This window comes from Streptococcus sp. SV2, from assembly GCF_030440175.1.
Taxonomy (GTDB): Bacteria; Bacillota; Bacilli; order Lactobacillales; family Streptococcaceae; genus Streptococcus; species Streptococcus raffinosi.
This window is the reverse complement of record NZ_JAQFJQ010000003.1, coordinates 94,669-120,252: the sequence shown is the minus strand read 5'-3', so window position 1 is coordinate 120,252 and position 25,584 is coordinate 94,669. Positions and strand designations below refer to the sequence as shown.

At 40.6% G+C, this 25,584-nt stretch carries 24 protein-coding genes and 1 pseudogene; 1 reads left to right on the top strand and 24 read right to left on the bottom strand.

From position 1 onward, the window contains the following. Nucleotides 1–164: 164 nt before the first annotated feature. The 18 genes and pseudogenes from PCY14_RS02770 to PCY14_RS02685 all read right to left on the bottom strand — a co-directional run bounded on the left by PCY14_RS02770 (nucleotide 165) and on the right by PCY14_RS02685 (nucleotide 18,139). Nucleotides 165–1,445, bottom strand: a complete 1,281-nt coding sequence (locus tag PCY14_RS02770; protein WP_021145888.1) for an FtsW/RodA/SpoVE family cell cycle protein — start codon at nucleotides 1,443–1,445, stop codon at nucleotides 165–167. A 265-nt stretch (nucleotides 1,446–1,710) separates the two neighbouring features. Continuing rightward, nucleotides 1,711–2,127 carry a F0F1 ATP synthase subunit epsilon gene (locus tag PCY14_RS02765; RefSeq protein ID WP_002887575.1) on the bottom strand — a complete coding sequence of 139 codons (417 nt, stop codon included), beginning with the start codon at nucleotides 2,125–2,127 and terminating at the stop codon, nucleotides 1,711–1,713. A gap of 12 nt (nucleotides 2,128–2,139) precedes the next feature. Continuing rightward, on the bottom strand, nucleotides 2,140–3,546 hold the full coding sequence (gene atpD, locus PCY14_RS02760) for a F0F1 ATP synthase subunit beta (protein ID WP_002887574.1): 1,407 nt from the start codon (nucleotides 3,544–3,546) through the stop codon (nucleotides 2,140–2,142). Between the two features lie 75 nt (nucleotides 3,547–3,621). Continuing rightward, nucleotides 3,622–4,500, bottom strand: coding sequence for a F0F1 ATP synthase subunit gamma (locus PCY14_RS02755; protein ID WP_002886026.1), 879 nt, complete (start codon nucleotides 4,498–4,500; stop codon nucleotides 3,622–3,624). An 18-nt stretch (nucleotides 4,501–4,518) separates the two neighbouring features. Next, complete coding sequence (atpA, locus tag PCY14_RS02750; protein WP_002885972.1) at nucleotides 4,519–6,024, bottom strand: F0F1 ATP synthase subunit alpha; 1,506 nt, start codon at nucleotides 6,022–6,024, stop codon at nucleotides 4,519–4,521. A gap of 15 nt (nucleotides 6,025–6,039) precedes the next feature. Then, the gene (locus PCY14_RS02745; protein ID WP_293920302.1) at nucleotides 6,040–6,576 is read right to left on the bottom strand and encodes a F0F1 ATP synthase subunit delta; all 537 of its coding nucleotides are present in this window, start codon (nucleotides 6,574–6,576) and stop codon (nucleotides 6,040–6,042) included. Beyond that, the gene (gene atpF, locus PCY14_RS02740; protein WP_073685607.1) at nucleotides 6,576–7,073 is read right to left on the bottom strand and encodes a F0F1 ATP synthase subunit B; all 498 of its coding nucleotides are present in this window, start codon (nucleotides 7,071–7,073) and stop codon (nucleotides 6,576–6,578) included. The genes PCY14_RS02745 and atpF overlap by 1 nt, the downstream gene beginning before the upstream one ends. A gap of 20 nt (nucleotides 7,074–7,093) precedes the next feature. Then, nucleotides 7,094–7,801: a F0F1 ATP synthase subunit A gene (atpB, locus tag PCY14_RS02735; protein WP_002885921.1), complete on the bottom strand. Its 708-nt coding sequence runs from the start codon at nucleotides 7,799–7,801 to the stop codon at nucleotides 7,094–7,096. A 33-nt stretch (nucleotides 7,802–7,834) separates the two neighbouring features. Further along, complete coding sequence (locus PCY14_RS02730; RefSeq protein WP_022496075.1) at nucleotides 7,835–8,032, bottom strand: F0F1 ATP synthase subunit C; 198 nt, start codon at nucleotides 8,030–8,032, stop codon at nucleotides 7,835–7,837. A 398-nt stretch (nucleotides 8,033–8,430) separates the two neighbouring features. After that, entirely contained in the window at nucleotides 8,431–11,082 is a 2,652-nt protein-coding gene (locus tag PCY14_RS02725) for a valine--tRNA ligase (protein ID WP_301363133.1), read from the bottom strand. Nucleotides 11,083–11,107: 25 nt separating this feature from the next. Then, a complete protein-coding gene (locus PCY14_RS02720) occupies nucleotides 11,108–12,808 on the bottom strand; it encodes a hypothetical protein (RefSeq protein WP_301363132.1) in 1,701 nt (566 codons plus the stop codon). A 62-nt stretch (nucleotides 12,809–12,870) separates the two neighbouring features. Beyond that, nucleotides 12,871–12,933: pseudogene (locus PCY14_RS09865) on the bottom strand (GNAT family N-acetyltransferase); the annotation flags it as partial. Between the two features lie 13 nt (nucleotides 12,934–12,946). After that, nucleotides 12,947–13,519, bottom strand: a complete 573-nt coding sequence (locus tag PCY14_RS02710; RefSeq protein ID WP_301363131.1) for a flavin reductase family protein — start codon at nucleotides 13,517–13,519, stop codon at nucleotides 12,947–12,949. Between the two features lie 444 nt (nucleotides 13,520–13,963). After that, nucleotides 13,964–14,167 (bottom strand): hypothetical protein, encoded by a 204-nt coding sequence (locus PCY14_RS02705; RefSeq protein WP_021152244.1) that lies wholly within the window; start codon nucleotides 14,165–14,167, stop codon nucleotides 13,964–13,966. A 132-nt stretch (nucleotides 14,168–14,299) separates the two neighbouring features. After that, nucleotides 14,300–14,920: a PepSY domain-containing protein gene (locus tag PCY14_RS02700; RefSeq protein ID WP_301363130.1), complete on the bottom strand. Its 621-nt coding sequence runs from the start codon at nucleotides 14,918–14,920 to the stop codon at nucleotides 14,300–14,302. 112 nt (nucleotides 14,921–15,032) lie between these two features. Beyond that, nucleotides 15,033–15,917 carry an EamA family transporter RarD gene (rarD, locus tag PCY14_RS02695; RefSeq protein ID WP_060933931.1) on the bottom strand — a complete coding sequence of 295 codons (885 nt, stop codon included), beginning with the start codon at nucleotides 15,915–15,917 and terminating at the stop codon, nucleotides 15,033–15,035. After that, nucleotides 15,910–16,770 carry a homoserine kinase gene (gene thrB / locus PCY14_RS02690; protein ID WP_008533949.1) on the bottom strand — a complete coding sequence of 287 codons (861 nt, stop codon included), beginning with the start codon at nucleotides 16,768–16,770 and terminating at the stop codon, nucleotides 15,910–15,912. Before thrB ends, rarD begins: the two co-directional genes overlap by 8 nt. Nucleotides 16,771–16,852: 82 nt before the next feature. Then, nucleotides 16,853–18,139, bottom strand: coding sequence for a homoserine dehydrogenase (locus PCY14_RS02685; protein WP_008533947.1), 1,287 nt, complete (start codon nucleotides 18,137–18,139; stop codon nucleotides 16,853–16,855). A 173-nt stretch (nucleotides 18,140–18,312) separates the two neighbouring features. Here PCY14_RS02685 and PCY14_RS02680 point away from each other — a divergent pair, with 173 nt between their 5' ends. Further along, complete coding sequence (locus PCY14_RS02680; RefSeq protein ID WP_301363129.1) at nucleotides 18,313–19,191, top strand: polysaccharide deacetylase family protein; 879 nt, start codon at nucleotides 18,313–18,315, stop codon at nucleotides 19,189–19,191. Between the two features lie 41 nt (nucleotides 19,192–19,232). Here PCY14_RS02680 and PCY14_RS02675 read toward each other — a convergent pair whose 3' ends face one another. The 6 genes from PCY14_RS02675 to PCY14_RS02650 form a co-directional block, all read right to left on the bottom strand. Continuing rightward, nucleotides 19,233–20,363, bottom strand: a complete 1,131-nt coding sequence (locus PCY14_RS02675; protein WP_301363128.1) for an acetylornithine transaminase — start codon at nucleotides 20,361–20,363, stop codon at nucleotides 19,233–19,235. 3 nt (nucleotides 20,364–20,366) lie between these two features. Next, a complete protein-coding gene (gene argB / locus PCY14_RS02670; protein ID WP_301363127.1) occupies nucleotides 20,367–21,104 on the bottom strand; it encodes an acetylglutamate kinase in 738 nt (245 codons plus the stop codon). A 26-nt stretch (nucleotides 21,105–21,130) separates the two neighbouring features. Further along, on the bottom strand, nucleotides 21,131–22,324 hold the full coding sequence (argJ, locus tag PCY14_RS02665) for a bifunctional glutamate N-acetyltransferase/amino-acid acetyltransferase ArgJ (protein WP_301363126.1): 1,194 nt from the start codon (nucleotides 22,322–22,324) through the stop codon (nucleotides 21,131–21,133). A 28-nt stretch (nucleotides 22,325–22,352) separates the two neighbouring features. After that, nucleotides 22,353–23,375, bottom strand: coding sequence for an N-acetyl-gamma-glutamyl-phosphate reductase (argC, locus tag PCY14_RS02660; protein WP_301363125.1), 1,023 nt, complete (start codon nucleotides 23,373–23,375; stop codon nucleotides 22,353–22,355). 125 nt (nucleotides 23,376–23,500) lie between these two features. Beyond that, complete coding sequence (locus tag PCY14_RS02655; protein ID WP_301363124.1) at nucleotides 23,501–24,682, bottom strand: pyridoxal phosphate-dependent aminotransferase; 1,182 nt, start codon at nucleotides 24,680–24,682, stop codon at nucleotides 23,501–23,503. A 9-nt stretch (nucleotides 24,683–24,691) separates the two neighbouring features. Further along, nucleotides 24,692–25,474, bottom strand: coding sequence for a carbon-nitrogen family hydrolase (locus tag PCY14_RS02650; RefSeq protein ID WP_301363123.1), 783 nt, complete (start codon nucleotides 25,472–25,474; stop codon nucleotides 24,692–24,694). Nucleotides 25,475–25,584 lie beyond the last annotated feature (110 nt).

The window sequence follows — 25,584 nt, the reverse complement described above, 5'->3', positions numbered from 1 at the left end:
AAAATGTCATAGAATTGCAAGTATTTTATATGGTTTTCAGATTTTCTTTTTATTTAGAAGCCATCATGAATTTTTCATTAAGAGATGATACTCTCGTACCATTACATTACTGACACCCATATATCATCTATCTTCTTTACCTACATGCAAAAAGAAGCCGAACTTCAACGGCTTCTTCTTAGAGGTACTATTTTTTCGTCTTGTTTTTCTAATTCCTGTGTCTGGCTCAACTCTTCTTCAATGGCTTGAACAATATTGTCACGCTTTTCGTTAGCAGCAATATTCAAGACAAAAGCAATCCCGACTGATGTCACTAAAAGCGAGTTACCACCTTGTGAAAGGAAAGGGAAGGTAACCCCTGTGGATGGAATCAAACCTGAGATTCCTCCGATATTGACAAAAACCTGCATAAGCAAAAGGGATCCGACGCCAAGAGCCATCATAGAGTTAAATGGATTTCTAGCCTTAACCCCTACAATCATAATCCGAAGAATGAGGAAGAAAAGCAGAGCAAGGATTAAACCTGCACCAATAAGACCTAATTCTTCGATAACAATTGAAAAGACAAAGTCAGTTGTAGCTTCCGGTAGATAACCTGTTTTCTCAATTGAATTTCCGAGGCCAAGACCGAACCAACCCCCATTACTCATAGCATAATAAGAATGGGATAACTGAAGACCTGAACCTGTTAAATCCTTAAAAGGATTGAAATAGGCTGCAAAACGCTTGGCAACATAACCAAAGATTGGTACTTTGGACATGGTTTTTACCCCAACCAAAGCGATTAGTCCCAGAAATGCAGATGACAGACCAACAATACTAGCAAAAAGAGCTGTAAACCAGCGATACCCAACCCCTGAAATTGAGAACATAATGACCGTTGTTAATACAATAATGGCCGCATTCCCCAAGTCAGGTTGGATAGCAACTAAGCCAATCATAACCAATAAATAATACCGCCAGTCATTAAGTTGACTACGTTTTCTAGGAATCCATCTATTCTTAGTTAAGGCCTGATAATCATAGCGTTCTATCGCAGACTGTTTCTTTGAAAATGTGTGTGCTAAAAACCAAACTACAATAATCTTAAGGTACTCTGCTGGCTGGAATGACAAGGGACCAAGTACAATCCATCCATTAGCACCGTTAATTTCTTTGGTAAAAAACTTAGCAACAACCAGGAGAAAAACTTCAAATAAAATAACGGTTCCTAAAACTTTATCTTTTCTGAGGAAATTCAATTTCAACCGATAGATGAAAAAGATAAAAAATAAGGACACTAGCCAAAATAATCCTTGGTTGATGACGGATGCAAATGGGTTAGCACCAAAACTTACTAAACGAGCACTCGTCGTTGAATATACCACAATCAAACCGACTACGGACAAGATTAAATAAGGTATTAAGATGGTATAGTCCAAAAGATGCTTCTTTTCAATTTTCATATCTTAAAAAACTCATACTTTCTATTACGTCACTCTATAGTTTACAAAAAACACAAAGCTAACAGCTTATATTATAACACTTTGATACCTTAAACTAAAGCAAAAGCTTAATTAACCGTTTTCAAACATTAAATTTTTTCAAATCACCTTATAATAAATCCTTTTTGATGCAACTCTTACTAATACAGCTCTATAGTCTTCAATCAACACCGCACTCTTTTAACTCATATAAAAAAACGAGAACAAAGTCTCGTTTTCTTTACTCTTATTTAGTACCGACACTGATACGGTTAAGTGCTCTACGAAGAGCAACTTGAGCACGTTGAACTTCGTCAACACGATCAGATTTAGTTGCTTCTTCCAAGTCACGTTCGGCACGTTGCTTGGCACGTTCGGCACGAGAAACGTCAATGTCGCGTTCACGTTCAGCTGAATCGGCAACGATAGTAATGAGGTCATCTTTGACTTCAATAATACCACCATTTACGGCAATCCAGTCAACGTGGTTCTCATCATCCACACGACGAACCTTGAGTTCATCCACTTCAAGTGGTGCAATCAAGTTAATATGGCCTGGCAAAATACCAATTTGACCATCTTTAGTAACCGCATGGATAAAGTTGGCGTGGTGGTCGTATTTAAGACCATCTGGAGTTACCACTTGTACGGTCATTTGTGCCATATCTTCACCTCATTAGTAGCCCATTTCTTTAGCTTTGGCTACTACATCCTCAATTGGGCCTACGCTACGGAAGGCATCTTCAGGAAGATTGTCATACTTACCTTCAAGAATTTCTTTAAAGCTACGAACAGTTTCAGCAACTGGTACATAAGAACCTGGTTGACCTGTGAACTGTTCAGCAACGTTGAAGTTTTGTGACAAGAAGAATTGGATACGACGTGCACGTCCAACCAATGTCTTTTCTTCGTCTGACAATTCATCCATACCAAGGATAGCGATAATATCTTGCAATTCACGGTAACGTTGAAGCACACGTTGAACTTCAGTCGCAACAGCATAGTGTTCTTCACCAACAATTTCAGGTGAAAGAGCACGTGAACTTGATGCCAATGGGTCAACGGCTGGGTAGATACCCATTTGAGTCAACTTACGTTCAAGGTTAGTTGTTGAATCCAAGTGAGCAAATGCTGTAGCTGGCGCTGGGTCAGTATAGTCATCGGCTGGAACATAAATGGCTTGGATTGATGTAACAGAACCTTTTTTAGTTGATGTGATACGTTCTTGCAATTGACCCATTTCAGTAGCAAGTGTTGGTTGATAACCAACGGCTGATGGCATACGACCAAGAAGGGCAGAAACCTCAGAACCTGCTTGAGTGAAACGGAAGATGTTATCGATGAAGAGAAGCACGTCTTGACCTTCGACATCACGGAAGTATTCCGCAATTGTTAAACCAGTAAGGGCAACACGCATACGTGCTCCAGGTGGTTCATTCATTTGTCCAAAGACCATGGCTGTTTTCTCAATAACGCCTGATTCTTTCATTTCCCAGTAAAGGTCATTACCTTCACGTGTACGTTCACCAACACCTGTAAACACGGAAATACCACCGTGCTCTTGTGCGATGTTGTGAATCAACTCTTGAATAAGAACGGTTTTACCAACACCGGCACCACCGAAAAGTCCGACTTTACCACCTTTAAGGTAAGGGGCAAGTAAGTCGATAACTTTAATCCCTGTTTCAAGGATTTCAGTAGATGTTGACAATTCATCAAAGGTTGGTGCTTTCTTATGAATTGGTTCACGCTCTGCATCATCTGCAAAAGGTGCATCCAAGTCAATCGTATCACCAAGGACGTTAAAGACACGTCCAAGAGTATCCTTACCAACTGGAACACTGATTGGACGACCTGTGTCCAGAACTTCTAGTCCACGAGTCAATCCATCAGTAGATTCCATGGCAATGGTACGAACCACACCTTCTCCAAGTTCAAGAGCTACTTCGAGCACGATACGTTTAGACTTTTCTTCATCAGTGTAAACGACCAATGCATTGTTAATCTCAGGAAGCTTTTCACCAGCTGCAAACGCTACGTCTACAACAGGACCAACAACCTGAGCAATTTTGCCTGAGCTCATTGTTTTCTCCTTATGATAGTTTTCTGGATGACAATCATCCCTTTTTCTTGTATGTCAAATAAGACAAATCTTTAGCTATTCAAGTGCACTAGCACCACCAACAATTTCAGTGATTTCCTGAGTGATGGCAGCTTGACGCGCACGGTTGTATTGGATTGTCAAATCGTTAATCACATTCTTAGCATTATCAGTGGCAGTCTGCATTGCAGTCATACCAGCTGCATGCTCAGCTGTTTTGGCATCTACGATAGCACCGTAGATAAGACTCTCAGCATACTGTGGTAAGAGTTGATCCAAAATAGTATCACGATCTGGTTCCAACTCAAATTTGGTCAACACATGACCTTCTGATTCATTGGGATCCAAATCAGCGATAGGAAGCATTTGTTCCACACGAACTTCGCTAGACAAACTGTTGACATGGTGGTTGTAGCACACATAAAGTTCATCAAAAAGTTCATTTTGATACATTCCTACTGCTTTAGAAATGATTTTTCCGACTTGTTCAAAACTAGGTTGATCTTCAAGGCCACGAAGTTCAAAAGCAACATTCATATTACGAGCCTTGAAGAAATCTGAACCTGTTCCACCAATAGAAATGATAGCATATTCATCTTCAGAATCATGGTCACGTTTAATCATGTCCAACACAGCTTTAAGAATTGTTGAGTTATAACCTCCAACAAGTCCTTTATCTGAAGTAATGACAATGTAACCTGTCTTACGGACTGGGCGTGCATCCAACATTGGATTTGACGAACCATTAATCAATTCTGAATGTAGAAGATCTGTTGTGATCTGTCTAATTTTTGAGGCATAGATTTGGAAATCTTTAGCAGCTTGCTCAGAACGTGTCAATTTTGAAGCAGAAACCATTTGCATGGCCCCTGTAATTTGACTCGTTTTCTTTGTTGAAGCAATTTTTGCTTGGATTTCTCTTAGAGAGCCTGCCATATGCTGTCCTCCCTATTTCTATTTATATTCTGACTGATCTTTGAAAGCTTGGATAGCTTCATTAAGTACAGATTCCTCAGGAAGATCCTTAGTTGTACGAATAGTTTCAAAGATATCCTCATGGTGACTATCAAAGTAGTCATAGAGTGCTTCTTCAAAATCCAAGATTTGATCAACCGGAACACTATCCAAGAAACCGTGTGTCAAAGCGTAAAGGATAACAACTTGTTTCTCAACTGGAAGTGGTTTATGAAGCGGTTGTTTCAAAACTTCGATTGTACGACGACCACGGTTCAATTTCGCTTGAGTCGCAGCATCCAAATCTGAACCAAATTGCGTAAAGGCTTCAAGTTCACGATATGAAGCCAAGTCAAGACGAAGTGTACCAGCAACCTTCTTCATCGCTTTAATTTGCGCTGATCCACCTACACGTGATACGGAAGAACCCGCATCAATGGCTGGACGAATACCTGAGTTAAACAAGTTTTCTTGCAAGAAGATTTGTCCATCTGTGATTGAGATAACGTTTGTTGCGATATAAGCTGAGATATCTCCGGCTTGCGTTTGGATGATTGGCAAGGCAGTAATTGAACCACCCCCAAGATCATCTGAAACTTTAGCTGAACGTTCCAAAAGACGTGAGTGGAGATAGAAGACATCCCCTGGGTAGGCTTCACGACCTGGTGGACGACGGAGAAGCAATGAAAGTTCACGGTAGGCCACGGCTTGTTTAGACAAATCATCATAAACAATCAAGACGTGTTTTCCGTTATACATGAACTCTTCAGCCATTGCAACACCAGCGTAAGGTGCGATGTAAAGCAATGGTGATGGTTGTGATGCTGAGGCAGTCACAACGATTGTGTAATCAAGAGCACCATGTTTACGGAGAGTTTCTACTTGTGTACGAACGGTTGATTCTTTTTGACCAATAGCCACATAAATACAGATCATATCTTGTCCTTTTTGGTTCAAGATAGCATCAATGGCTACTGAAGTTTTACCAGTTTGGCGGTCTCCGATGACCAACTCACGTTGACCACGTCCAATTGGAACCAAGGCATCAATGGCCTTAAGACCAGTTTGCAATGGCTCAGAAACTGATTTACGTTGCATAACACCTGGAGCAGGTGTTTCAACTGGACGGAAACCTGTTGTTTCGATGTCACCAAGACCATCAACTGGTTGCCCAAGTGGGTTTACTACACGACCAATAAGGGCTTCACCAACTGGAACTTCCATGATTTTTCCAGTACGTTTAACAATATCGCCTTCACGAATTGCTACGAAATCCCCCAAGATAATGATACCGACATCATTAGTTTCAAGGTTTTGGGCCATACCATAGGCACCATTTTCAAATTCGAGCAACTCACCACTCATAGCGTTATCAAGACCACGAGCACGTGCGATACCGTCACCGATATAGGTAACGACACCAGTTTCAGTGACGTCAAAGTTTGGCTGGAAGTTTTCAATTTGCTTTTTAATTAAAGCGCTAATTTCTTGTGCGTTAATTGCCAAAAGTCACACCACTTTCTATTTCAAATTCGTTTTAAAGGTTTGCAATTGACTGCGAATTGACGTGTCAATAACCTTATTTTTTGCTTTGATGACGAATCCTCCGATGAGATCCTCATCAATTTTTTCTGCTAAACGACGTGTCTTAATCTCAAATTTTTGTGAAACAATCGCCAAAAGTCGGGCTTTTTGTTCCTCAGACAAGGGACTCGCTGATGTCACAGTGACATCGTAAGTATTGTCTTCTTGATCAAAGAGCTCAAGGACCAATTTCAACACATCATAGAGAATGTTGGCACGGTCATTGAGTAAGATTACCTCAAGAAAATTGTTCATATACACTGAACAAGACTCTTGAAACAAGCTCAAACTTTCTTTTTTAGCTTCACTTGTCACATTTTCCTGCGACAAGAAGGTTTTTAGTTTTGTTTCAGCAAAAACTGTTAGGATTTGCCTTACTTCTTCTTGGATTGTTGACACGGCGTCTTGTTCAAAAGCGACTTCTACCAGGCTTCTGGCATACTGCTCAACAAGAGCTTGTGTTTTCTTATCCATTAAGCATCTCCTAATTGATCAAGATAGCTATCAATCAAGTCAGATTGCGCTTTAGCATCAAGGTTTTGTTTCATAACTTTTTCCGCCAAGAGGACAGTCAAGTCTGCAACTTCACCTTTAACGCCAGCAAGTGCTTCCACACGGCTTTGGGCGATGTCTTGATTTGCTTTTTCTTTCAAGCGTTTAGCTTCATCATGTGCTTCTGCAATGATTTTAGATTCTTGAGTTTTACCAGTTTCCTTGGCCCCATCAATAATTTGAGCTGCCTCAGTGCGAGCACCTGCCAACTCATCTTGACGTTTTTGTGCCAAGCGTTCTGCTTCTTGACGAGCATTTTCAGCACTATCAATATCTGTGGCAATTTTCTTTTCACGAGCAGCAAAGATTCCTGTAATTTGATCCCATGCGAATTTACGGATGAGGTAATACAAGAGAAAAACTGAGCCGAGTGTGATAATGATATTACCAAGTGTCGTACTATTAATAAGTATTGACATTTCATTTCTCCCTTTCTTAATTATTCTTCGTTGACTTTATCACCAATATAGTTTGAACTTAGGATAATAAAGACATAGGCTTGGATAAAGCCGATAAAGGCTGAAAAGGCAACCCAGACAAGGTTCAAAGCAAAGGATACAGGTGCTGCAAAAGCAGACCAGGTCACCAATTGAAGAATCAAGCCAGTAAGTACCTCACCAGAATAAATGTTACCAAACAAACGCAAGGCCAATGAAGCAAGGTTGGTTAATTGTTCCAAAATGTTCATTGGGAGCATAGCTGGGTATGGTGAAAGGTAGCCCTTTAGATAGCCTTTAAACCCTTTTTTACGGATCCCCTCAATATGACTAATGAGGGTAATAATCAAAGAAAGAGTGATAGTAACACCGAAGTTCGATGTTGGAGAAGTCCAAAAATTGTAATGCTCACTTTTTACAGACACAAGCAAACCTAAGTTGTTTGCTGTAAAAACAAAGGTGAAAATTACAAACAAGAGCAAACTATAATTCTTCGTGAATTTCCCAAGACTTTGAGAAATGGTACTGTTCACAAACTCATAGATGAACTCAAGCACATTTTGTTTTCCCTTTGGTTTAATGGTCATCTTACGACTTGACCAGAAAACCACTCCAAAAACGATAATTACTGTCAAGAGAGACATGGCAAGGACAGTCAAGTCAAAATCAATCCCAAATAATGAGACGGTTGGATTACTTGTAGTTTCCACTGCTCATCCCTCCTTCATCTTTTTATTTGTCTATTAGACAATGTAGCTAAGGGCAAACAATACGAAGAAGGTACCTTCGATAAAGGCAACACCAGTAAACATCAATGTTTGAAGTTTGCTAAACATCTCAGGTTGGCGAGCTGCAGATTTAGCGATATTGGCAACGAGGATACCCTCACCAATAGATACACCCATAACGGCCAAACCGAGGGCTAAGATAGTTAAATTCATAGTAGAATTCTCCTTTTAATTTTTTTTACCCTGTTATTTTAGTCCTATTTTTCACGAAAGTCAACGAATTGATGGTTTTTTAGACGTTTTCACTGACTTTACCTAACGTTTTCACTAATTTTACGTAAGCGTTTACTTTTAATGAAAAACTAGTCTGCTTATTACAAAAAAAACAAGCCTAACTATGGTAGGTTAGACTTGTTTGGGAAATTTATGAAAAAAAGAAAGTTTCACTGTCTGACTCAGTGTTAGAGGTCGCGAGTGCTACCGAACCAAGTTCAGCAATACTTATTAGGATGGTCATAGTATAGCTTGAGTTACTTAAAGAAAGCTGAAAAAATAAAGATTCTTTATTTATCCTCATCGAAGAAACACGGCATTCCGCCGTGTTTCTATGTTTATTTCACCAATTTCTTCATTTCTTCAATACGTACGACTGTTGCATCGTATTTAGCTTGGTAATCTTCTTGTTTGTCGCGTTCTTTTTGGACGACTTCTGGTTTGGCATTGGCTACGAAGCGTTCGTTGCTAAGTTTCTTACCAACCATGTCGAGTTCTTTTTGCCATTTGGCTAATTCTTTTTCAAGGCGAGCCAATTCTTCTTCGACATTAAGAAGGTCAGCGAGTGGCAAGTAGATTTCTGCACCTGTAATGATGCTTGACATAACCAAGTCAGGTACTTCGACATCTGCTGCAATTTCCAAATGTTCTGGGTTTGTGAAGCGTTTGATGTAGTTGACATTATCATTAAAGAAAGCGTCGAGCTTGCTGTCGCTTGTCTTGATCAAGATAGTGATTGGTTTACTTGGCGCTACGTTCACTTCTGCACGTGAGTTACGAACGGAGCGAATCACATCTTTAAGAGCTTCGACGCCAGCTGCCGCTTCTTCGTTTTCAAATTCTGGACGAACCACTGGATATTCAGCAGTCACGATTGTTCCTTCAGAGATTTGACCGTAGATTTCCTCAGTCACGAATGGCATGATTGGGTGAAGGAGACGCAAGATTTGATCCAAGGTGTAAAGAAGAACCGAACGAGTGATGACTTTTTCGTCCTCATTGTCGCTGTATAGCACTTCCTTAGTCAACTCAACATACCAGTCCGCAAACTCATCCCAGATGAAGTTGTAGAGGATGTGACCAGCCACACCAAATTCGAACTTGTCAAAGTTTTCAGTGACTTTTCCAATAGTTTCGTTGAGGTTATGGAGAATCCAACGGTCTGTGACATTACCTGCTTGACCAGCAGCCACTTTAGCTACATTTTCACGTGCCGCATCCAAGGTCAATCCTTCATTGTTCATGAGGATGTAACGAGAGATGTTCCAAATCTTGTTAATGAAGTTCCAAGACGCATCCATTTTCTCGTAAGAGAAACGCACGTCTTGCCCTGGTGCAGAACCGTTTGAAAGGAACCAACGAAGGGCATCGGCACCGTATTTCTCGATAACATCCATTGGGTCAATCCCGTTACCGAGTGACTTAGACATCTTACGTCCTTGCTCGTCACGGATCAAACCGTGAATCAAGACGTTCTTAAATGGTTGGCGTCCTGTGAATTCCAATGATTGGAAGATCATACGAGACACCCAGAAGAAGATGATATCGTAACCTGTTACCAAAGTTGAAGTTGGGAAGTAACGTTTGAAGTCTTCTGCTTCCACATCAGGCCAACCCATAGTTGAGAATGGCCAGAGGGCAGAACTGAACCAAGTATCCAAGACATCTTCATCCTGTTTCCATCCGTCGCCTTCAGGTGCTTCTTCGCCAACGTACATTTCACCCTCGGCATTGTACCAAGCAGGGATTTGGTGACCCCACCAGAGCTGACGAGAAATAACCCAATCGTGGACATTTTCCATCCATTGAAGGAAGGTATCATTGAAACGAGGTGGGTAGAATTCTACCTTGTCCTCTGTATCTTGGTTGGCAATAGCATTTTTAGCCAATTGGTCCATCTTAACAAACCATTGTGTTGACAAACGTGGCTCAACAGGCACACCTGTACGCTCTGAGTGACCAACTGAGTGAGTCATTTTCTCAATTTCAACAAGGGCACCGATTTCTTCCAATTTCTTAACAACAGCCTTACGAGCTTCAAAGCGGTCCATGCCGTTGAATTCACCAGCCAATTCATTCATGGTACCATCATCGTTCATGACGTTGACTTGTGGCAAGTTGTGACGTTGACCAACTAAGAAGTCGTTAGGGTCGTGGGCAGGAGTGATTTTAACCACACCAGTACCGAATTCAGGGTCTGCGTGTTCATCTCCAACGATTGGGATTGGCTTGTTCAAGATTGGCAAGATAACATTTTTACCAATCAAATCTTTATAACGGTCATCATTTGGGTTAACCGCTACGGCAGTATCCCCAAACATAGTTTCAGGACGTGTTGTTGCCACTTCAAGTGCACGTGAACCATCTTCCAACATGTAGTTCATGTGGTAGAAGGCACCTTCGACATCCTTGTGAATAACCTCGATATCAGAAAGGGCTGTACGAGCTTTTGGATCCCAGTTGATGATAAATTCACCACGGTAGATCCAACCTTTTTTGTAAAGCTCTACAAAGACCTTACGAACTGCTTTTGACAAACCTTCGTCAAGAGTGAAACGTTCACGAGAGTAATCCACTGAAATCCCCATCTTGCCCCATTGTTGCTTGATGGTTGAAGCATACTCGTCTTTCCATTCCCAGACTTTATCAAGGAATTTTTCACGACCCAGGTCATAACGAGAAGTGCCACTTTCAGCCAAACGGGCTTCAACTTTGGCTTGAGTAGCAATACCTGCATGGTCCATACCAGGAAGCCAAAGTGTATCGAAACCTTGCATCCGTTTTTGACGGATAATGATATCTTGTAAGGTTGTATCCCAAGCGTGACCAAGGTGAAGTTTCCCAGTTACGTTTGGTGGGGGAATTACGATTGAATAAGGCTTAGCCTTTTTATCGCCTGAAGGCTTGAAAACATCTTCGTCAAGCCATTTTTGGTAACGACCAGCCTCAACCTCGGCTGGATTGTATTTTGGTGAAAGTTCTTTAGACATGTGTGTTCTCCTTAGTGTATTGTATTTAAATCAACAGTTTATGATTTTTTTGCAGTTCTGGCATAGATATGACTCTACCATTAAAAAAATATTTATAGGGCGTCGTATTGACAGTAACTATTCCAATTTCTATATGGATAAACCTGCCAAACTCTACCTCAAATAGTTCCTTATGTGCCTCAATCTCAGTCTTCAGTTTTCGTAATTTTGAAAACTCTTTATAGATTGAAGTGTTAATGATGCTTTTACATTGTCTCATATTTCTTGCTAAACCATAATTTTTTAAATCGTAAATATATAAAGTGGAATCATATATAAAGAATAAATCAATCTCTTCCATTATTTTTTTTGATTTTATTAATTTTTTTATTTCTTTATGTTTTGATTGATTTAAATAATAATTTGTCTTAGCATTAATATCAAATTTTAAAGCTATATCTTTGAGTTCGGGTAATAACCGCTCATCAAAATTTTCTTTAATTAATCGTGCCCATTCTTTTCCATTTTTTTTATTCAAAATATCTGTTCGTAATATTCTGTATGAAAAGTATCTAGCAGATTCTCTAAAAGAAAAGACTGGAACTAAATCGAAATTCGAAAAGTTTATTAAAGGGGAACGAAACATTCTTTTATTTGGCTCACCTACTAAACTTTCAATTTTATTTCTATAAAACTCTAGATTATTAAGAGTTAAATTTTCAATCATCAATTTGGCGGTATCTACAGATATTCCCTGATTTAAAGCTAAATCATTAACAAGTAAGTTCCTTTCAGCAACACTAACATAGTTGTTACCCAGCTTAAAAGCTCTTTCATCATCCGTAACACTCAAATAATTTTCTATGATTGAAGGGGATACCTTTTTAACTTTTTCAAGGTATCTCATGATAATATCAATTTTTTTATCTCCAATTACAACTATCTCATCCCTCGTTTCGCTAATATATTTAGAAAATTGTTCAAATATTCGACGTGGAAATACAATCCCTTCTCCTCTAGTGAATTGAATTTCATCTCTTTCTTGTTCTTTTAGAAAAGGCAAAATATCAATATAATTATCTAACTGAATTATTGAAAAAGTTAACCCGAATAAATCAAACATATCTTGAAAATTTATAGATGAAATTTTCTTAGATTGAATATCTTCCGCTAATTCCATTTTTAAAAGTTCATTAACAATCAGTTCTAAACATGTTTTTAATTCTCCTAAAAATACTCTGGGATCAAAAAAGATGTATGAGCTTATTCTTTTAAACTGCTTAATAAGCAAATCAATACAATCACAATCTTCTTGGATAAAATCTGTATCTAAATATATTGTAATTTTGCTTAACACGCTTGCTAACAAACTCATTTGAATAATCATGTAACTCCTATCATATAACGATAGACTGTTTCTTATTTTCATCATGATTTCTTTTCTAACACAATTGATTAATTGTTTAATCCCACTGTTACTCAATGTAAAAGTTTTTGATATATCTAACTCTAAAAAATGTAGTTCCTCCAAATTTTGTCCAATAATTTGATTCCCCTTAGTTTGAAGAGAAGGACGTTTGAATTTTGAAAATAGATTCGGTAATTCAATTTGGATATTCTCTGATACACTTGAAGCAAAAATTGTCACCAAAAATTTAAAAATCTCATTATTTTCATCAATAACTCCACTAGTATTTAAAAAGTACTCTAGAGTATCTTTATCTAACTCAATAATCTGATTATTCATTTTCATCTCTCCCACTCACTATTCAGTAACCCATACCTCAACTCATCACAGCGCTTGCCTTAGGTATCTTTCCGATTTCGGATGCGGGCTTCAAGAGTAAAGCTAAGCTTCTCAGCGATTCGTTCTGGCAATTCAGCACTAGTCATCCTTCCTCCTCGCTTTCTTGATAAAGCTTCCCATGGGGTCGACACGATTATCTAGATAGCGATAGACACGCTTATGACCATCACCCATAAAGTAAGTCGGTGCAAAAGAATCATTACGGAAATGGCCCTTATCATCTAACAAATCAGACTCAGCAAGGCGGTCTAGAATCTTAGCAAAGATATGGCAGATACCATCTTCCTCGATAATTCTGTCAACCTTACAATCTAGAATGACTGGACAGGCATTCAGGATAGGTGCTTGTGTCAAATCAGAAGGTTGAAAATCTATGCCGAGTTTAGCAATCTTTTCACGGTGACTAATAAATCCAGCCTGCTCCATCTCCAGCATAAAACTTTCATCAGGAATATTTACTGTGAACTTCTGATAATGTTTAATCTGGTCTGCAGCATTTTCCTCACTACCGACCCCTATTACGAGCCAATCTCCTAGACTATAAGAAGAACTACAAGTCGTTACATTATAGCCATAGGTCTGGTCCTGGTAACCCAAGATAAAAATGGGAAAACCATAGTACAATTTACTGGTCTCAAAAGATTGCTTCATGTCACCCTCCTCTGATAGGAACGTAGACCTCGCTTTCGCTCCGTCTGCATCAATATCTCTAAATTCACCTGCGACCTTCGGTCTTGGTTCTTTAAAAGCTATAGAAAATCCCTGCCATAACCATGACAGGGACGAATATGTATCCGCGGTACCACCCAGTTTTGAGTGGCAACCACTCACAGCTTTCTTGATTCAATTTGATCATCAGCAACCAGCTTTGACATTTGTGCGGATTTCTCAGTACCACCGCTTCCTGTGACAAATGGGCTTCAAAGCACCTCTGAATGGTCTTATTTTATCACAATTTTAAGACCAAGACAAATGAAATTGTGGGGCCCTGAAGTTGCAAATAAGTCAGACTACAGATTTCACCTTTTAATAGGAATCCAATCCCTCATTTTATTCTCATTAGAAAAATCCCTGTCTTTCAACAAGGATTTCATCTTATTTTTCTTCCTTAGCTCTTTCTTCTTCAAGCCATTTTTCATAGCTTTCGAGTAGATTAATAGCCATTTGAGTGGCTAAGGCTAGCGAGAAGGCTTCGGTGCCTTCGGTCGTTTCATCTTGAACTTCCAGTTTACTTTCCTCGTAAATGGCTTTGAGAGCCTTGTTGCTAAGCGTGTCTTTAAATGCTTGAAATTCTTTCATGGTCAAAGCCTCCTTGATTTCGGGTAACTTTCGAAAATGCTGTTACCGTTTTCACCTTAAGTTTACACCATTTCAGAGAAAATGCAAGGACTTTTGCTAACAACTACGGAAGGTTTTCAGACAACTAAAAAGCTATTGGACTGGGGTTGCAGCGCTTCCTGAGATGTACTCTGTTGTGTAGGCGACGATAGCTCCTGACTCGGCATTAACTGCGTATTTATAACGTAGACCACTAGCTGCGTAATCAAAACTGATATTATAAACCTTACCGTCTCCTTCAGTCTTCAAATCTGTCGTTATGTTAGTAACAGAACCTGCAGCTAAGCCGGCATGATTAAGGGCTGTCGTTTGAGCGGCGTCTTTAGATACCGGTGGGGTATCTTTATCTTCGCTAGGTTGTGTCTTGTCTTTATTGTCATCAGTCTTTTGAGCATCATCTTCATCATTAGAAGTTGGATGATCGCTCTTCTGATTCAAAATAGACCCAGATTGACCATCAATAGTGTAATCAAAGTGATTGTCTGGTGTTGTGAAACTAATCTTATAACTGCCATGCAAGCCTGTACGTATTTTTGAGACTGTTGATTGGGAAATCTCAGAGGTTTTAACACCCGCATTTTTGTAGGCAACATCTGCTGCATCTTGTTCTGACAAGCGATAACCTGAACCGTTATAGATAAACAGGGCTGCAGCGATGACAACTGGGATAGCAAGTAGGAACACATAGCCCACAAGCTTTTTCATTTTTCGCATAAAATTCTCCGCTATTTTAATCTAATACTACTATTATATCTTAAAGTTCTAAAATTGTCAGATAAACTTGGCCTTTTTTTATAACAAACTCATAAAAAGTCCCTGACAGACATCAGGAACTTCTACGAATAGTCGCTAATTGACCGGTCACGAAGACCAAGATAGCTATCCAAATAAAGATGAACCCCTTCAATTCTCCCATAGTAACAGTCTCACCAAAAATGAGAATAGCCACAAGCAGTTGAATGGTAGGATTAAGGTACTGGATAAAGCCGATAAGGTTAAGCGGTGCCCTTTTAACTGCCTCAGAGAAGCAGAGAAGGGGAACAGCCGTCACCACACCTGAGATGGCTAGGAGAAACATTTCCATGCTCGAGTATGAGGAAAATGACTCTGGTGAAAAGAAGGCCAAATAGACTACTACAAAAGGAAGAAGAAAACCACTTTCCACTAACATAGCCACATCACTAGACAACTTGACCCCCTTCTTGATCAAGCCATAAAAACCAAAACTCAGGGCTAATCCTAAAGAAACCATGGGAAGTTTTCCTGTATTAAGAACAAGAACCAATACTCCTATAAAAGCTAAAAATACTGCTGCCCACATGGTTCTGCTCAGAGATTCTCGAAGAAAAATAAGAGCAAATAGGATAGAAATAATAGGCATAATATAATAACCTAAACTAGCTTGTGTCGCTTGCCCATGACCCACAGCATAGATATAAATCAACCAGTTGGCTGCTATGAGAAAGCTGGCAAGCAACATACGAAGCAAGGCCTTCTTATCTTGCCAAAGTTCTACAAGTTCGACTTTAAAACGTGTATTTTGTTTAGCTATTAGCGCATAACCCAGCATGGTCACTACAGTAAAGACAATCCGCCATGAGAAGGTGTTATAGGCTGAAACACCTGCTAAAAGCTTCCAAAAAAGGGATAAAAATCCCCATTGAATATAGGTTGCTAGTCCAAAGAGCAACCCTTGATTCTTTCTAGTCAACGACAACACCTGCTTTATCCACAGATAGGATGAAGGTTTCACCGTCTAATCCAAGACCATCGATAGCTGCTTTGAAGGCTTCAGACTTGTCCTTGGGTGTCAGAGTCATTACTGTTGGACCAGCTCCTGATAGATAGGTTGCATAGGCACCGTATTGGCCTGACAATTCCTTAATGGTCGCAAATTCCTTGACCAATTTTTGGCGGTAGCGTTCGTGGAACATGTCTCCTTGAATGGCACGTCCCGCTTTAATCAAATCCCCTGCAAAGAGCGCAGCAATAGCAACATTGGCAATGGATGATGCAGCTACAGCTTCTTTGTAAGGCAAGTCACTTGGAAGCACCCCACGTGAATCAGAGGTCTTGAGTTCATAGCTCGGAATAAAGGCCACAAAGGCACACTCTGGAAAATCTGCCACGATGCTATTAACATGTTCATCCACATAAGAGGCTACAACAAGATTTCCAAAGATAGCTGGGGCAACATTGTCTGGGTGGCCTTCAATCTTGGTTGCAATATCAAGTTTATCATCATCTGATAGCTTCAGATCTGCCAACTGATTGGCCAACTCAATCCCTGCGACAATAACAGAGCTTGAAGAACCAAGCCCACGCGCCAAGGGAATATCCGACGTCATCACCAATTTATGAGGTTGCAAATCAGACTTAACTTGCAAGGCTGTTGAAATGAGGAGATTGTTTTCATCTGACGGAATATCTCCCAAATCATGTTCAATATGCCATGAATCTGCCGGTTCAAGCACCTCAATTGTCAAATATTTAGAAACGGCAACACCCACAGAGTCAAAGCCTGGACCAATATTGGCAGATGTTGCTGGAACAGTAATTTTCATAATAACACACCAAAAGGAGGAAAGCCATCAGCGACTTTTCTCCTTGATACCTTTCTTATACGCACCAATACGGGCTTATCAATTAGTTAGACAAAACTTTCAATGTGTTAACAACAGTGAAGTCTTCTGCTGCTTCAAGTTTCTCAGTAACCGCTTGGAGTTGTGTCTTAGACATAGCATGTGTAATCACAACAATACGAGCTGTTGTGCCATTTGCTTTTTGTTGCAAAACTTGTTCAAATGAAATATCTTCTGAGTTGAAGATTTGAGACAAGTGAAGGATTTTTCCTTTTTCGTCTGGCGTATCAAGGGCAAAGTAATAGTTGCTCTTAACGTCCGCTGGATTAGCCAACGGCAAGTCACGACGGAACTCGTTGAATGGTTTCCCAACATTGCCATCTGAAAGACGACGAGCAATACGGATAATGTCTGCCAAAACAGATGTTGCTGTTGGTTTTTGACCAGCACCTGGACCATAATACATTGATTCGCCAATACCGATAGATTCAACAAAGACTGCATTCATAACATCGTTGACACTAGCAAGTGGGTGATTTTTTGGCAAGAATGTTGGTGATACTTCTGCTGAAATTCCTGATTCTACTTCACGCACATCACCAACCAATTTGATGACATAACCCAATTCTTGAGCGACAGCTACATCATCAGTAGAGATGTTCGTAATTCCCTTGTGAGACACATCGTCAAAATCAATTGTAGCACCAAATCCAAATTGGCTTAGGATAACGGCTTTATAAGCAGCGTCAATACCTTCAACGTCGTTGGTTGGATCACTTTCAGCATAACCAAGTTCTTGAGCAGTCTTGAGGGCATCTTCGTATGACCAACCTTCGTCAACCATCTTAGTCATCATAAAGTTAGATGTTCCGTTGAGCACACCAAGGATACGTGTCACCTTGTCAGATGTCAAAGAGTTAGCCAAAGTACGCAAAATTGGAATACCACCAGCTACGGCAGCTTCGTAGTAGAAAGCCACACCCTTATCTTGAGCAAGGGTAATCAACTCTTTTCCATGAGTGGCAATCAAGTCTTTATTGGCAGAAACAACGTTTTTACCAGCTTCGAGCGCTTTAGTGATGAAGGTGCGGGCTGGCTCGATACGTCCCATCAATTCGACCACGATTTGAATGTCATCGTCGTTAAGGATTTCGTCAACATTTGTGACAAAATTGTAGTCGTTACCAGCAGCAAGAAGTCGATTTTTTTCCTCGTCATCTTTAACCAAAACTTTTGCAATTTCAAGCTGATCACGTGAGGCTGCAAGAACCTTTTCACCATTTTCCTGCAAGAGGAAAGGAATACCACTAGCTACTGTACCAAAGCCAAGTAATCCAATTTTAATAGACATTTACGATTTCTCCTTAAAAACATACATTTTTTTAATTGTACCATATTTCTGTCGGAATTGACAGAATATTGTTGCCATTTAAGGTGGCAAGTATCCTTTTTTACTGAAAATTCTGTGCAATTCCACCTTATTTTTGTTAAAATAATAGTTAGACCTATTTGAAAGGGGATACAATGACTTTTCAAGCTCAAAAATCAACCAAACCTAAACGAAAGAAGATGAATTTTCTTCTACTTGTCATAAATCTGGCACTTCTCGGTATCTTGGCCGTTTTTATGTTAAACCGTCCAAACCAGTCGAAAACCAATCAAAAACATGCCCAGACGAGTCAGTCTAAGAGTACAGCCAATTGGAAGACCTATGACGATCCTGTTCAAATTCCTATCCTCATGTACCATGCTGTTCACGTTATGGATCCATCTGAGGCTTCTAACGCCAACCTGATTGTTGCTCCGGACAACTTCGAAGCACAAATCAAGGCCATGGTAGATGCAGGTTACTATTTCCTAACTCCTGAAGAAGCCTACAAAGCCTTCACTGAAAACGCCCTACCTGCTAAGAAGGTTGTCTGGCTGACCTTTGACGATGGTAACGAAGACTTCTATACGATTGCCTATCCTATTCTCAAAAAATACAAGGCTAAGGCAACCAATAATATTATCACTGGCTTTGTCAAGAAAGGAAACGCTGGAAATCTGACTGTTAAACAGATGAAAGAAATGATGGCACACGGCATGAGCTTCCAATCTCATACGGTCAACCACCCTGATTTGTCTGTCAATGACAAGGCGACGCAAAAGGTTGAATTAACGGATTCTATTGACTTTCTTGAGGATAAACTCAATACCAAGGTTAATACCATTGCTTATCCGTCAGGCCGCTACAACCAAACGACCTTGGACTTGGCTAAGAAAACTTACAAGTTAGGACTGACTACCAACGAAGGACTGGCTAGTGCTAAGGATGGCCTCCTCTCACTTAATCGTGTCCGCATCCTACCAACAACAACCTCTAAAGGACTTCTCAGCGAGATTGCTACTGACAATAAGTAAAAGAAATCACTTGATTAACGGTCAAGTGATTTTTCTATTGTCTAGTCAAATATTTCTGATAGAATGGTCACACCCTTTTCAATTTCAGCATCACTTAGTGTGATTGGTGGCAAAAGACGGATCACATTGGTTCCTGCAATTAAGACAATCAGCCCCTTATCTCTGGCTGCTTGAACCAATTCTCCTAGATTGCCAGTAGTCTCGATTCCAATCATATAACCCAAGCCACGGACAGTGGTAACCGTCTCTTTATCAGATAAAGCTGTCTGCAATTTTGCTTGTAGCTTATTTCCACTTTCAAGAGCAGTGTCAAGAAAACCAGGTGCTAACATAACTTCAAGCGTGGCCTTAGCAGCCGCCATAGCCAGCTTATTGCCTCCAAAGGTAGAGCCGTGACTTCCGTAAGAGAAGGCTTCTCCAAGAGATGACTTAGCAAGCATGGCACCAACTGGCACCCCATTTGCCAAACCTTTAGCTAGGGTAAAGATATCTGGTTCAATATCGTAGTGTTCATAAGCATAAAGCTTACCAGTACGACCGATACCAGTCTGAACCTCATCTACGATGAGATAAATACCCGTTTCCTTACAAAAATCAGACAAAGCCTTAACAAAGTCCTTATCCGCAGGTTGCACGCCTGATTCCCCTTGGACCAACTCTAGCATAATAGCCGCTGTTTCGTCACTAGCTAGGGCCTTGACACTGTCTATGTCATTGAAAATAGCATAGCTAAAGTGGGGTACACCTTCACCAAAACCTTGTTTAATTTTATCCTGACCTGTAGCAGACATAGATCCAAAGGTTCGACCATGGAAGGAATTTTGGAAGGTAATGATTTCTTGTTTACCCGATGCCTTACGGGCGATTTTAATGGCTGCCTCATTGGCCTCTGCACCACTGTTACAGAAAAAGGCCAGATAATCCTTGTCAGCAATTAAAAGGCTAGCAACATCTTCTTGCAACTGATTGTCATAAAGGTTAGGCTGGTGCAAAATCTTGCCCACCTGCTCTGTTAGAGCCTGATTGACAGAGGGATGATAGCCCAGATTAGTTACCCCGATACCAGATGAAAAATCCAAGTAGGTCTTGCCAGTTGTATCTGTCAGGTAATTACCATGGGCCGAAGCAAAATCAATCGCTGCCCGTTTATAATTTGAAAATAGTTTTGTCATCGTTTACTCCTTGATTATGGTACCATCTGTCAGGTTATCACCAATAATGACCTGCTCAACACCAGATTCAACTGTCTGAACAGCACTTTGAATTTTAGGAATCATGCCCCCAGTAATCACACCTGAATCTATTTTTTTCTGAACGTCCACAAGATTAAGATGCTCCAAAACTTGTCTATTCTCTAAAACACCCTTGACATCTGTCATAAGGATAAGTTTTTTGGCACCTAGACTAATTGCCACAGCTCTAGCAAGGTAATCCGCATTGATATTGAGCAAATCACCCTGCTCACTGTAACCCAAGCTAGGAATCAAAGGAAGCTTGCTTTGAGCAAGGAGTGCTACTAGGGTCTGATTAGTGATATGGCTGACCTCACCCACAAAGCCATAAGTCTCTTGATCTAAGAAATCAGCATGGACAAGGTCTGGAAGCTCATCTATGACCTGATAGGCTGGCAAACCTGCCTGTCTCAACTGACCTCCTAAATTTTTCCCAACCATATCAACTAAGGCTTCTTTGATTAGACCCATATCTGACTGACTCGTCACACGCAGACCATTGATCTTGTGGATTGGGATATCATGTTCCTCCATGAGTTGATTGATCGCAAAGCCACCCCCATGGACGATGATTATTTTTTGACCAGCCTGCTGCCATTCTGACAGTTTAGTCAGTATCTCAGGAGTTAGCTGTTTACTGGCTACTCCACCAATCTTAATTACAATATATTCAGTAGTCATCAGTTAACTCCTTTTCCTTAGACAGTCTAAGTGTGATAGAGGGCATTAATCTTAACGTAATCGTAAGAAAGATCACAACCCCAAGCGGTTCCTTTTTCACGTCCAGCATGAAGATCTACCGTAATGGTCACTTCATCAACATGCATGATGTCTTTCATTTCCTCATCATCAAAGGCAACAGGACTAGAAGCTAGCATGACTGGCAGTCCGCCAATCATAATATCTACATTATCCACAGGTACATCCACACCAGCATAGCCAACAGCAGCTAAAATACGTCCCCAGTTAGGATCTTCACCAAAAATGGCTGTTTTGACCAGACTGGAACCGACAACAGATTTTGCCATCATACGGGCATCAAGGGCATTCGGAGCATTAACCACATCAACCTGGATGAGCTTATTGGCACCTTCACCGTCCTTGGCAATCTTTTTAGCCAGTTCTTGCATCACAAAATTCAGCATTTTTGAAAATTTATCGAACTCGGGTGTATCTGGCAGAATCTCTTCGTTGAGCGTGCAACCATTTGACATGACAAGCACCATATCATTAGTCGAAGTATCTCCGTCAACCGTAATCTGATTAAAAGTCTTTTCTACATTTTGACTCAAGGCTAATTGGAGAGTCTCACTGGAAATATTGGCATCACAAGTAATAAAACCGAGCATGGTCGCCATATTAGGGTGAATCATACCTGAGCCCTTAGCAACACCAGCCATAGTCACAACATCACGTCCAAAAGTCTCCGTCACAGCAATGGTCTTAGTCGCTGTATCTGTCGTCAAAATTGCCTTGGCGAAATCATCAGCATTACCATTAACCACTATCTTGGAAAGTCCATTTTTCAAGGTATCCATTGGTAGCAACTCACCAATAATCCCTGTAGAAGCCACACCAACCATATCAGGTTCAACACCTAGCTTTTCAGCGGTCCACTCCTGCATGGTGTAAGCATCCTCCAATCCTTGGGTCCCTGTACAAGAATTAGCCACACCTGAGTTAACAACGATAGCCTTCATTTTCCCAACCTTTTTTACCGAGGTCTTGGTCACAATCAAAGGAGCTGCGATAACCTTATTAGTCGTGTAAACCCCTGCCACACTGGCTGGCTTTTCAGAGACAATCCAACCAAAATCCATTTTTCTCTTTTTAAATCCTGCATGTAGCCCATCTGCTGAAAATCCAAGCGGGCTGGCAATCGTTCCATCTATGACTTTCATATTTTTTCTCCTATTTCTGTTCTTATCGCTACAAGTATGACGGTGTCATAAGCAAACCTTCTGTCTCATCCCACCCCTGCATGAGGTTGAGATTTTGAACCGCTTGACCAGCAGCCCCCTTAATCAAATTATCAATGACTGAAATAACCGTCAGAACATTAGTTTTTTCATTATAGGCAAAGCCGATGTCTGTAAAATTCGATCCAATGACATTATGGAGCTCTGGTAAATTATCTTGCACACGTACAAAAGGTTTATCATCATAAGCTTTTGCAAAGGCTGAAGCGACATCAGAGATAGCTACGCCCTTCTTCAATTTGCAATAAACCGTAGCCATAATCCCACGATTAACCGGTAAAAGCGACGTTGAAAACTGAATCTCCGGCATATCAGCATCAAAAGCCCTCAAAGTCTGGACAATCTCTGGAATATGCTGATGATGATTGAGCTTATAGGTCACATAATTATCGTGAACATTGACAAAATGGCTAGACTCACTCAGAGCCTTACCCGCACCAGTTAAACCAGACTTAGCATCCACAATGACGCTATCTGTCTCAATCAAACCAGCAGCAACCAAAGGAATCAAGGCCAATTCTGTCGCCGTCGCGTAACATCCAGGATTGGCAATAAATTTTTTATCCTTTACATCTGTATATTCTGACAATGCGTATGTAAATTTATTCAAAATCATTTCCTTAGCAGGTGATTTTTTATACCATTTTTCATAAATGGAACCCGGCAAGCGATGATCCCCAGATAAATCAATAATAGGAAAGCCAGCCTGAACAAATTCTTCTGCCAATGAACTAGCAACACCAGAAGGTGTGGCAAAGAAGACTAAGTCTGCCTTTTCCATAATCTTTTGGGCATCGAAAGCTTCTATTTCTAAATCACAAACACCTGTCAAATAGGGATACACTTCAGACAATCGTCGGCCTACTTCCTTGGTTGCGTGAATAGAAACAAGTTCTGCTTTTTTATGATTATTCAAAATTTTAACTAACTCTAAACCACTATAACCAGTGATACCAACGATTGAAATTTTCATTTATGCACTCCTTTTGAATAAATATGTGATTAGTTTATTGTATTTTTATTCATTTGTCAAGAGAAAAATGCAAAAATATGAAAAAACAAGCAGTATTTTCCAACCACTTGTTTCATAAATGCTATTTAATGATCAAATAAATGCAAATCTGCAATACGATTGACGGCCTCGACAAGACGTTCAGGCTTTACTAGCAGTCCGATACGAACATAACCATCACCCGCTGGTCCAAATCCTTTGCCTGGTGCCACAGCAACATGGGCCTTCTCAAGCAAAAGATCTGCAAAACTTTCACTGGTGTAGCCCTCAGGTACAGGCATCCAAGCATAGAAGGAACCTTTAGATGGAAAGGCCTGCCAGCCAATCTTAGCTGCTGCTTGCGTAAAAGCATCTCGACGGCTATCATAAACCGCATTTAGTTTGGCCACTGCCTCCTCAGATTTAGGATCTAAGAGAGCAGCAATCCCAGCATCCTGCAAAGCGGGAAAAATTCCCACAAAAAGGTGGTCCTGAATGAGGTTTAAGGCTTCAACCATCTCAGCATTTCCAGCCGCAAAGGCCAAGCGCCAACCTGCCATATTAAAGGTTTTTGAGAAGGTATAAAATTCAATTCCCACATCCTTGGCGCCGGGTACCGATAAAAAGCTAGGATTCTCATAACCCTGATAACCCAAAGCCCCGTAGGCCAAATCACTCACCACTCCTACTTCGTAGGTCTTAGCCCAAGCAACTAACTTTTCATAAAAAGCCTTAGTCGCCACAGCCCCCGTAGGATTATTCGGATAATTGATATAGATAAACTTAGCACGGCGAGCTGTCTCCTCAGGAATGGCATCCAGATCTGGCAAGAAATTATTTTCAGCCGTCAAAGGAAAGGTTTCATAGGTCACACGGCCTAAACTCACTCCTGACAAGTAATCTGGATAACCTGGGTCAGGCAAGAGCAGGAGGTCACCAGGATTCATCAAAGCTAGGGGTAATTCCACTAGTCCAATTTTAGCTCCACCCATGACACAAATCTCACGCTCTGCGTCCAAATTGACCCCATAATGTTTCTTGTAAAAACTAGTAGCTGCTTCCTTAAAGGGACGATTGCCTCGAAACTGTGAATACTTATGGCTAGCAGGATTTTTCGCTGAGACGCACAGCGCCTCAACAATATGGTCATAAGTCGGTTGGTCGGGATTGCCTTGACCGAGATTGATAACATCTGCTCCTTCCGCTACCTTGGCATTCACCTTGGCTACCAACCCTGCAAAAAACTGTTTTGGCAATTCTTTCAATAAATCAGATTCTTCAAATAACATAAACACTCCTTAATGATACAAGTCTGTGCGACGGTCCTCAAAAACGGGAATTTGACCTCGAACTCGGTCCACCTCTTCAAGATTAATATCAGCCGTAAAAATGCCCTCCTCATGTTCCTTGGCCTGCAAGACTACATTTCCTAGAGGATCTATAACCATGGAATGTCCCGAAAAGACATCGTCTGGTCCTGCTCCGACACGGTTAACAGCTACCACAAAGGCTTGGTTTTCAACCGCACGCGCCTTGAGTAAAATCTCCCATTGTTGCACACGAGGCTCAGGCCACTGAGCTACCACAAAAAGCACCTTGACACCTTGCGCCATCTGTGTTCTCACCCATTCAGGAAAACGAATGTCGTAACAAATGACACTAGCCGCTGTCACACCATCAAGCTCAAAAACAGACTCCGTAGCCCCAGCCGACATATACTGATCCTCCGCCATCAATCCAAAAAGATGGACCTTACTGTAGGTATTGATTAAGTCCCCAGACTTATTGTAGACATAGGTTGTATTGTAGAATTTGCCATCTTTCTCAATGGCAACAGACCCTCCGAGAATAGCCACAGCATGTTCTCTGGCAAAATGAGATAAGAGAGCTTGAGATTCCAGTCCATCCTTATCCGCAAGCCCGTCAAGTTCATCTAAAGCATAGCCTGTATTCCACATTTCAGGAAGCACAATAACATCGGGATTGTCATCAAGCGCCCTTTCCAACATCTCTTTCACGTGTTTTACATTTTCAGCAGGCTGTCCGTGAGCAACATCCATCTGTACTAATGCGATTTTCATAGTAACCTCGATTCTATATTAACCATTATAGCACTCCAAAAGACGTCACAAAAATTGAAAAATTCAATCTCCTGATAAAGAGAGGCTATCAAAAAAGGCTGGACACGTTG

Coding starts and splice junctions, on each gene's coding strand:
- PCY14_RS02770 (WP_021145888.1), bottom strand. CDS start 1,445: ATGAAAATTGAAAAGAAGCATCTTTTGGACTATACCATCTTAATACCT.
- PCY14_RS02765 (WP_002887575.1), bottom strand. CDS start 2,127: ATGGCACAAATGACCGTACAAGTGGTAACTCCAGATGGTCTTAAATAC.
- atpD (WP_002887574.1), bottom strand. CDS start 3,546: ATGAGCTCAGGCAAAATTGCTCAGGTTGTTGGTCCTGTTGTAGACGTA.
- PCY14_RS02755 (WP_002886026.1), bottom strand. CDS start 4,500: ATGGCAGGCTCTCTAAGAGAAATCCAAGCAAAAATTGCTTCAACAAAG.
- PCY14_RS02745 (WP_293920302.1), bottom strand. CDS start 6,576: ATGGATAAGAAAACACAAGCTCTTGTTGAGCAGTATGCCAGAAGCCTG.
- atpF (WP_073685607.1), bottom strand. CDS start 7,073: ATGTCAATACTTATTAATAGTACGACACTTGGTAATATCATTATCACA.
- PCY14_RS02730 (WP_022496075.1), bottom strand. CDS start 8,032: ATGAATTTAACTATCTTAGCCCTCGGTTTGGCCGTTATGGGTGTATCT.
- PCY14_RS02725 (WP_301363133.1), bottom strand. CDS start 11,082: ATGTCTAAAGAACTTTCACCAAAATACAATCCAGCCGAGGTTGAGGCT.
- PCY14_RS02720 (WP_301363132.1), bottom strand. CDS start 12,808: ATGAATAATCAGATTATTGAGTTAGATAAAGATACTCTAGAGTACTTT.
- PCY14_RS02710 (WP_301363131.1), bottom strand. CDS start 13,519: ATGAAGCAATCTTTTGAGACCAGTAAATTGTACTATGGTTTTCCCATT.
- PCY14_RS02705 (WP_021152244.1), bottom strand. CDS start 14,167: ATGAAAGAATTTCAAGCATTTAAAGACACGCTTAGCAACAAGGCTCTC.
- PCY14_RS02700 (WP_301363130.1), bottom strand. CDS start 14,920: ATGCGAAAAATGAAAAAGCTTGTGGGCTATGTGTTCCTACTTGCTATC.
- thrB (WP_008533949.1), bottom strand. CDS start 16,770: ATGAAAATTACTGTTCCAGCAACATCTGCCAATATTGGTCCAGGCTTT.
- PCY14_RS02685 (WP_008533947.1), bottom strand. CDS start 18,139: ATGTCTATTAAAATTGGATTACTTGGCTTTGGTACAGTAGCTAGTGGT.
- PCY14_RS02680 (WP_301363129.1), top strand. CDS start 18,313: ATGACTTTTCAAGCTCAAAAATCAACCAAACCTAAACGAAAGAAGATG.
- PCY14_RS02675 (WP_301363128.1), bottom strand. CDS start 20,363: ATGACAAAACTATTTTCAAATTATAAACGGGCAGCGATTGATTTTGCT.
- argB (WP_301363127.1), bottom strand. CDS start 21,104: ATGACTACTGAATATATTGTAATTAAGATTGGTGGAGTAGCCAGTAAA.
- argJ (WP_301363126.1), bottom strand. CDS start 22,324: ATGAAAGTCATAGATGGAACGATTGCCAGCCCGCTTGGATTTTCAGCA.
- argC (WP_301363125.1), bottom strand. CDS start 23,375: ATGAAAATTTCAATCGTTGGTATCACTGGTTATAGTGGTTTAGAGTTA.
- PCY14_RS02655 (WP_301363124.1), bottom strand. CDS start 24,682: ATGTTATTTGAAGAATCTGATTTATTGAAAGAATTGCCAAAACAGTTT.
- PCY14_RS02650 (WP_301363123.1), bottom strand. CDS start 25,474: ATGAAAATCGCATTAGTACAGATGGATGTTGCTCACGGACAGCCTGCT.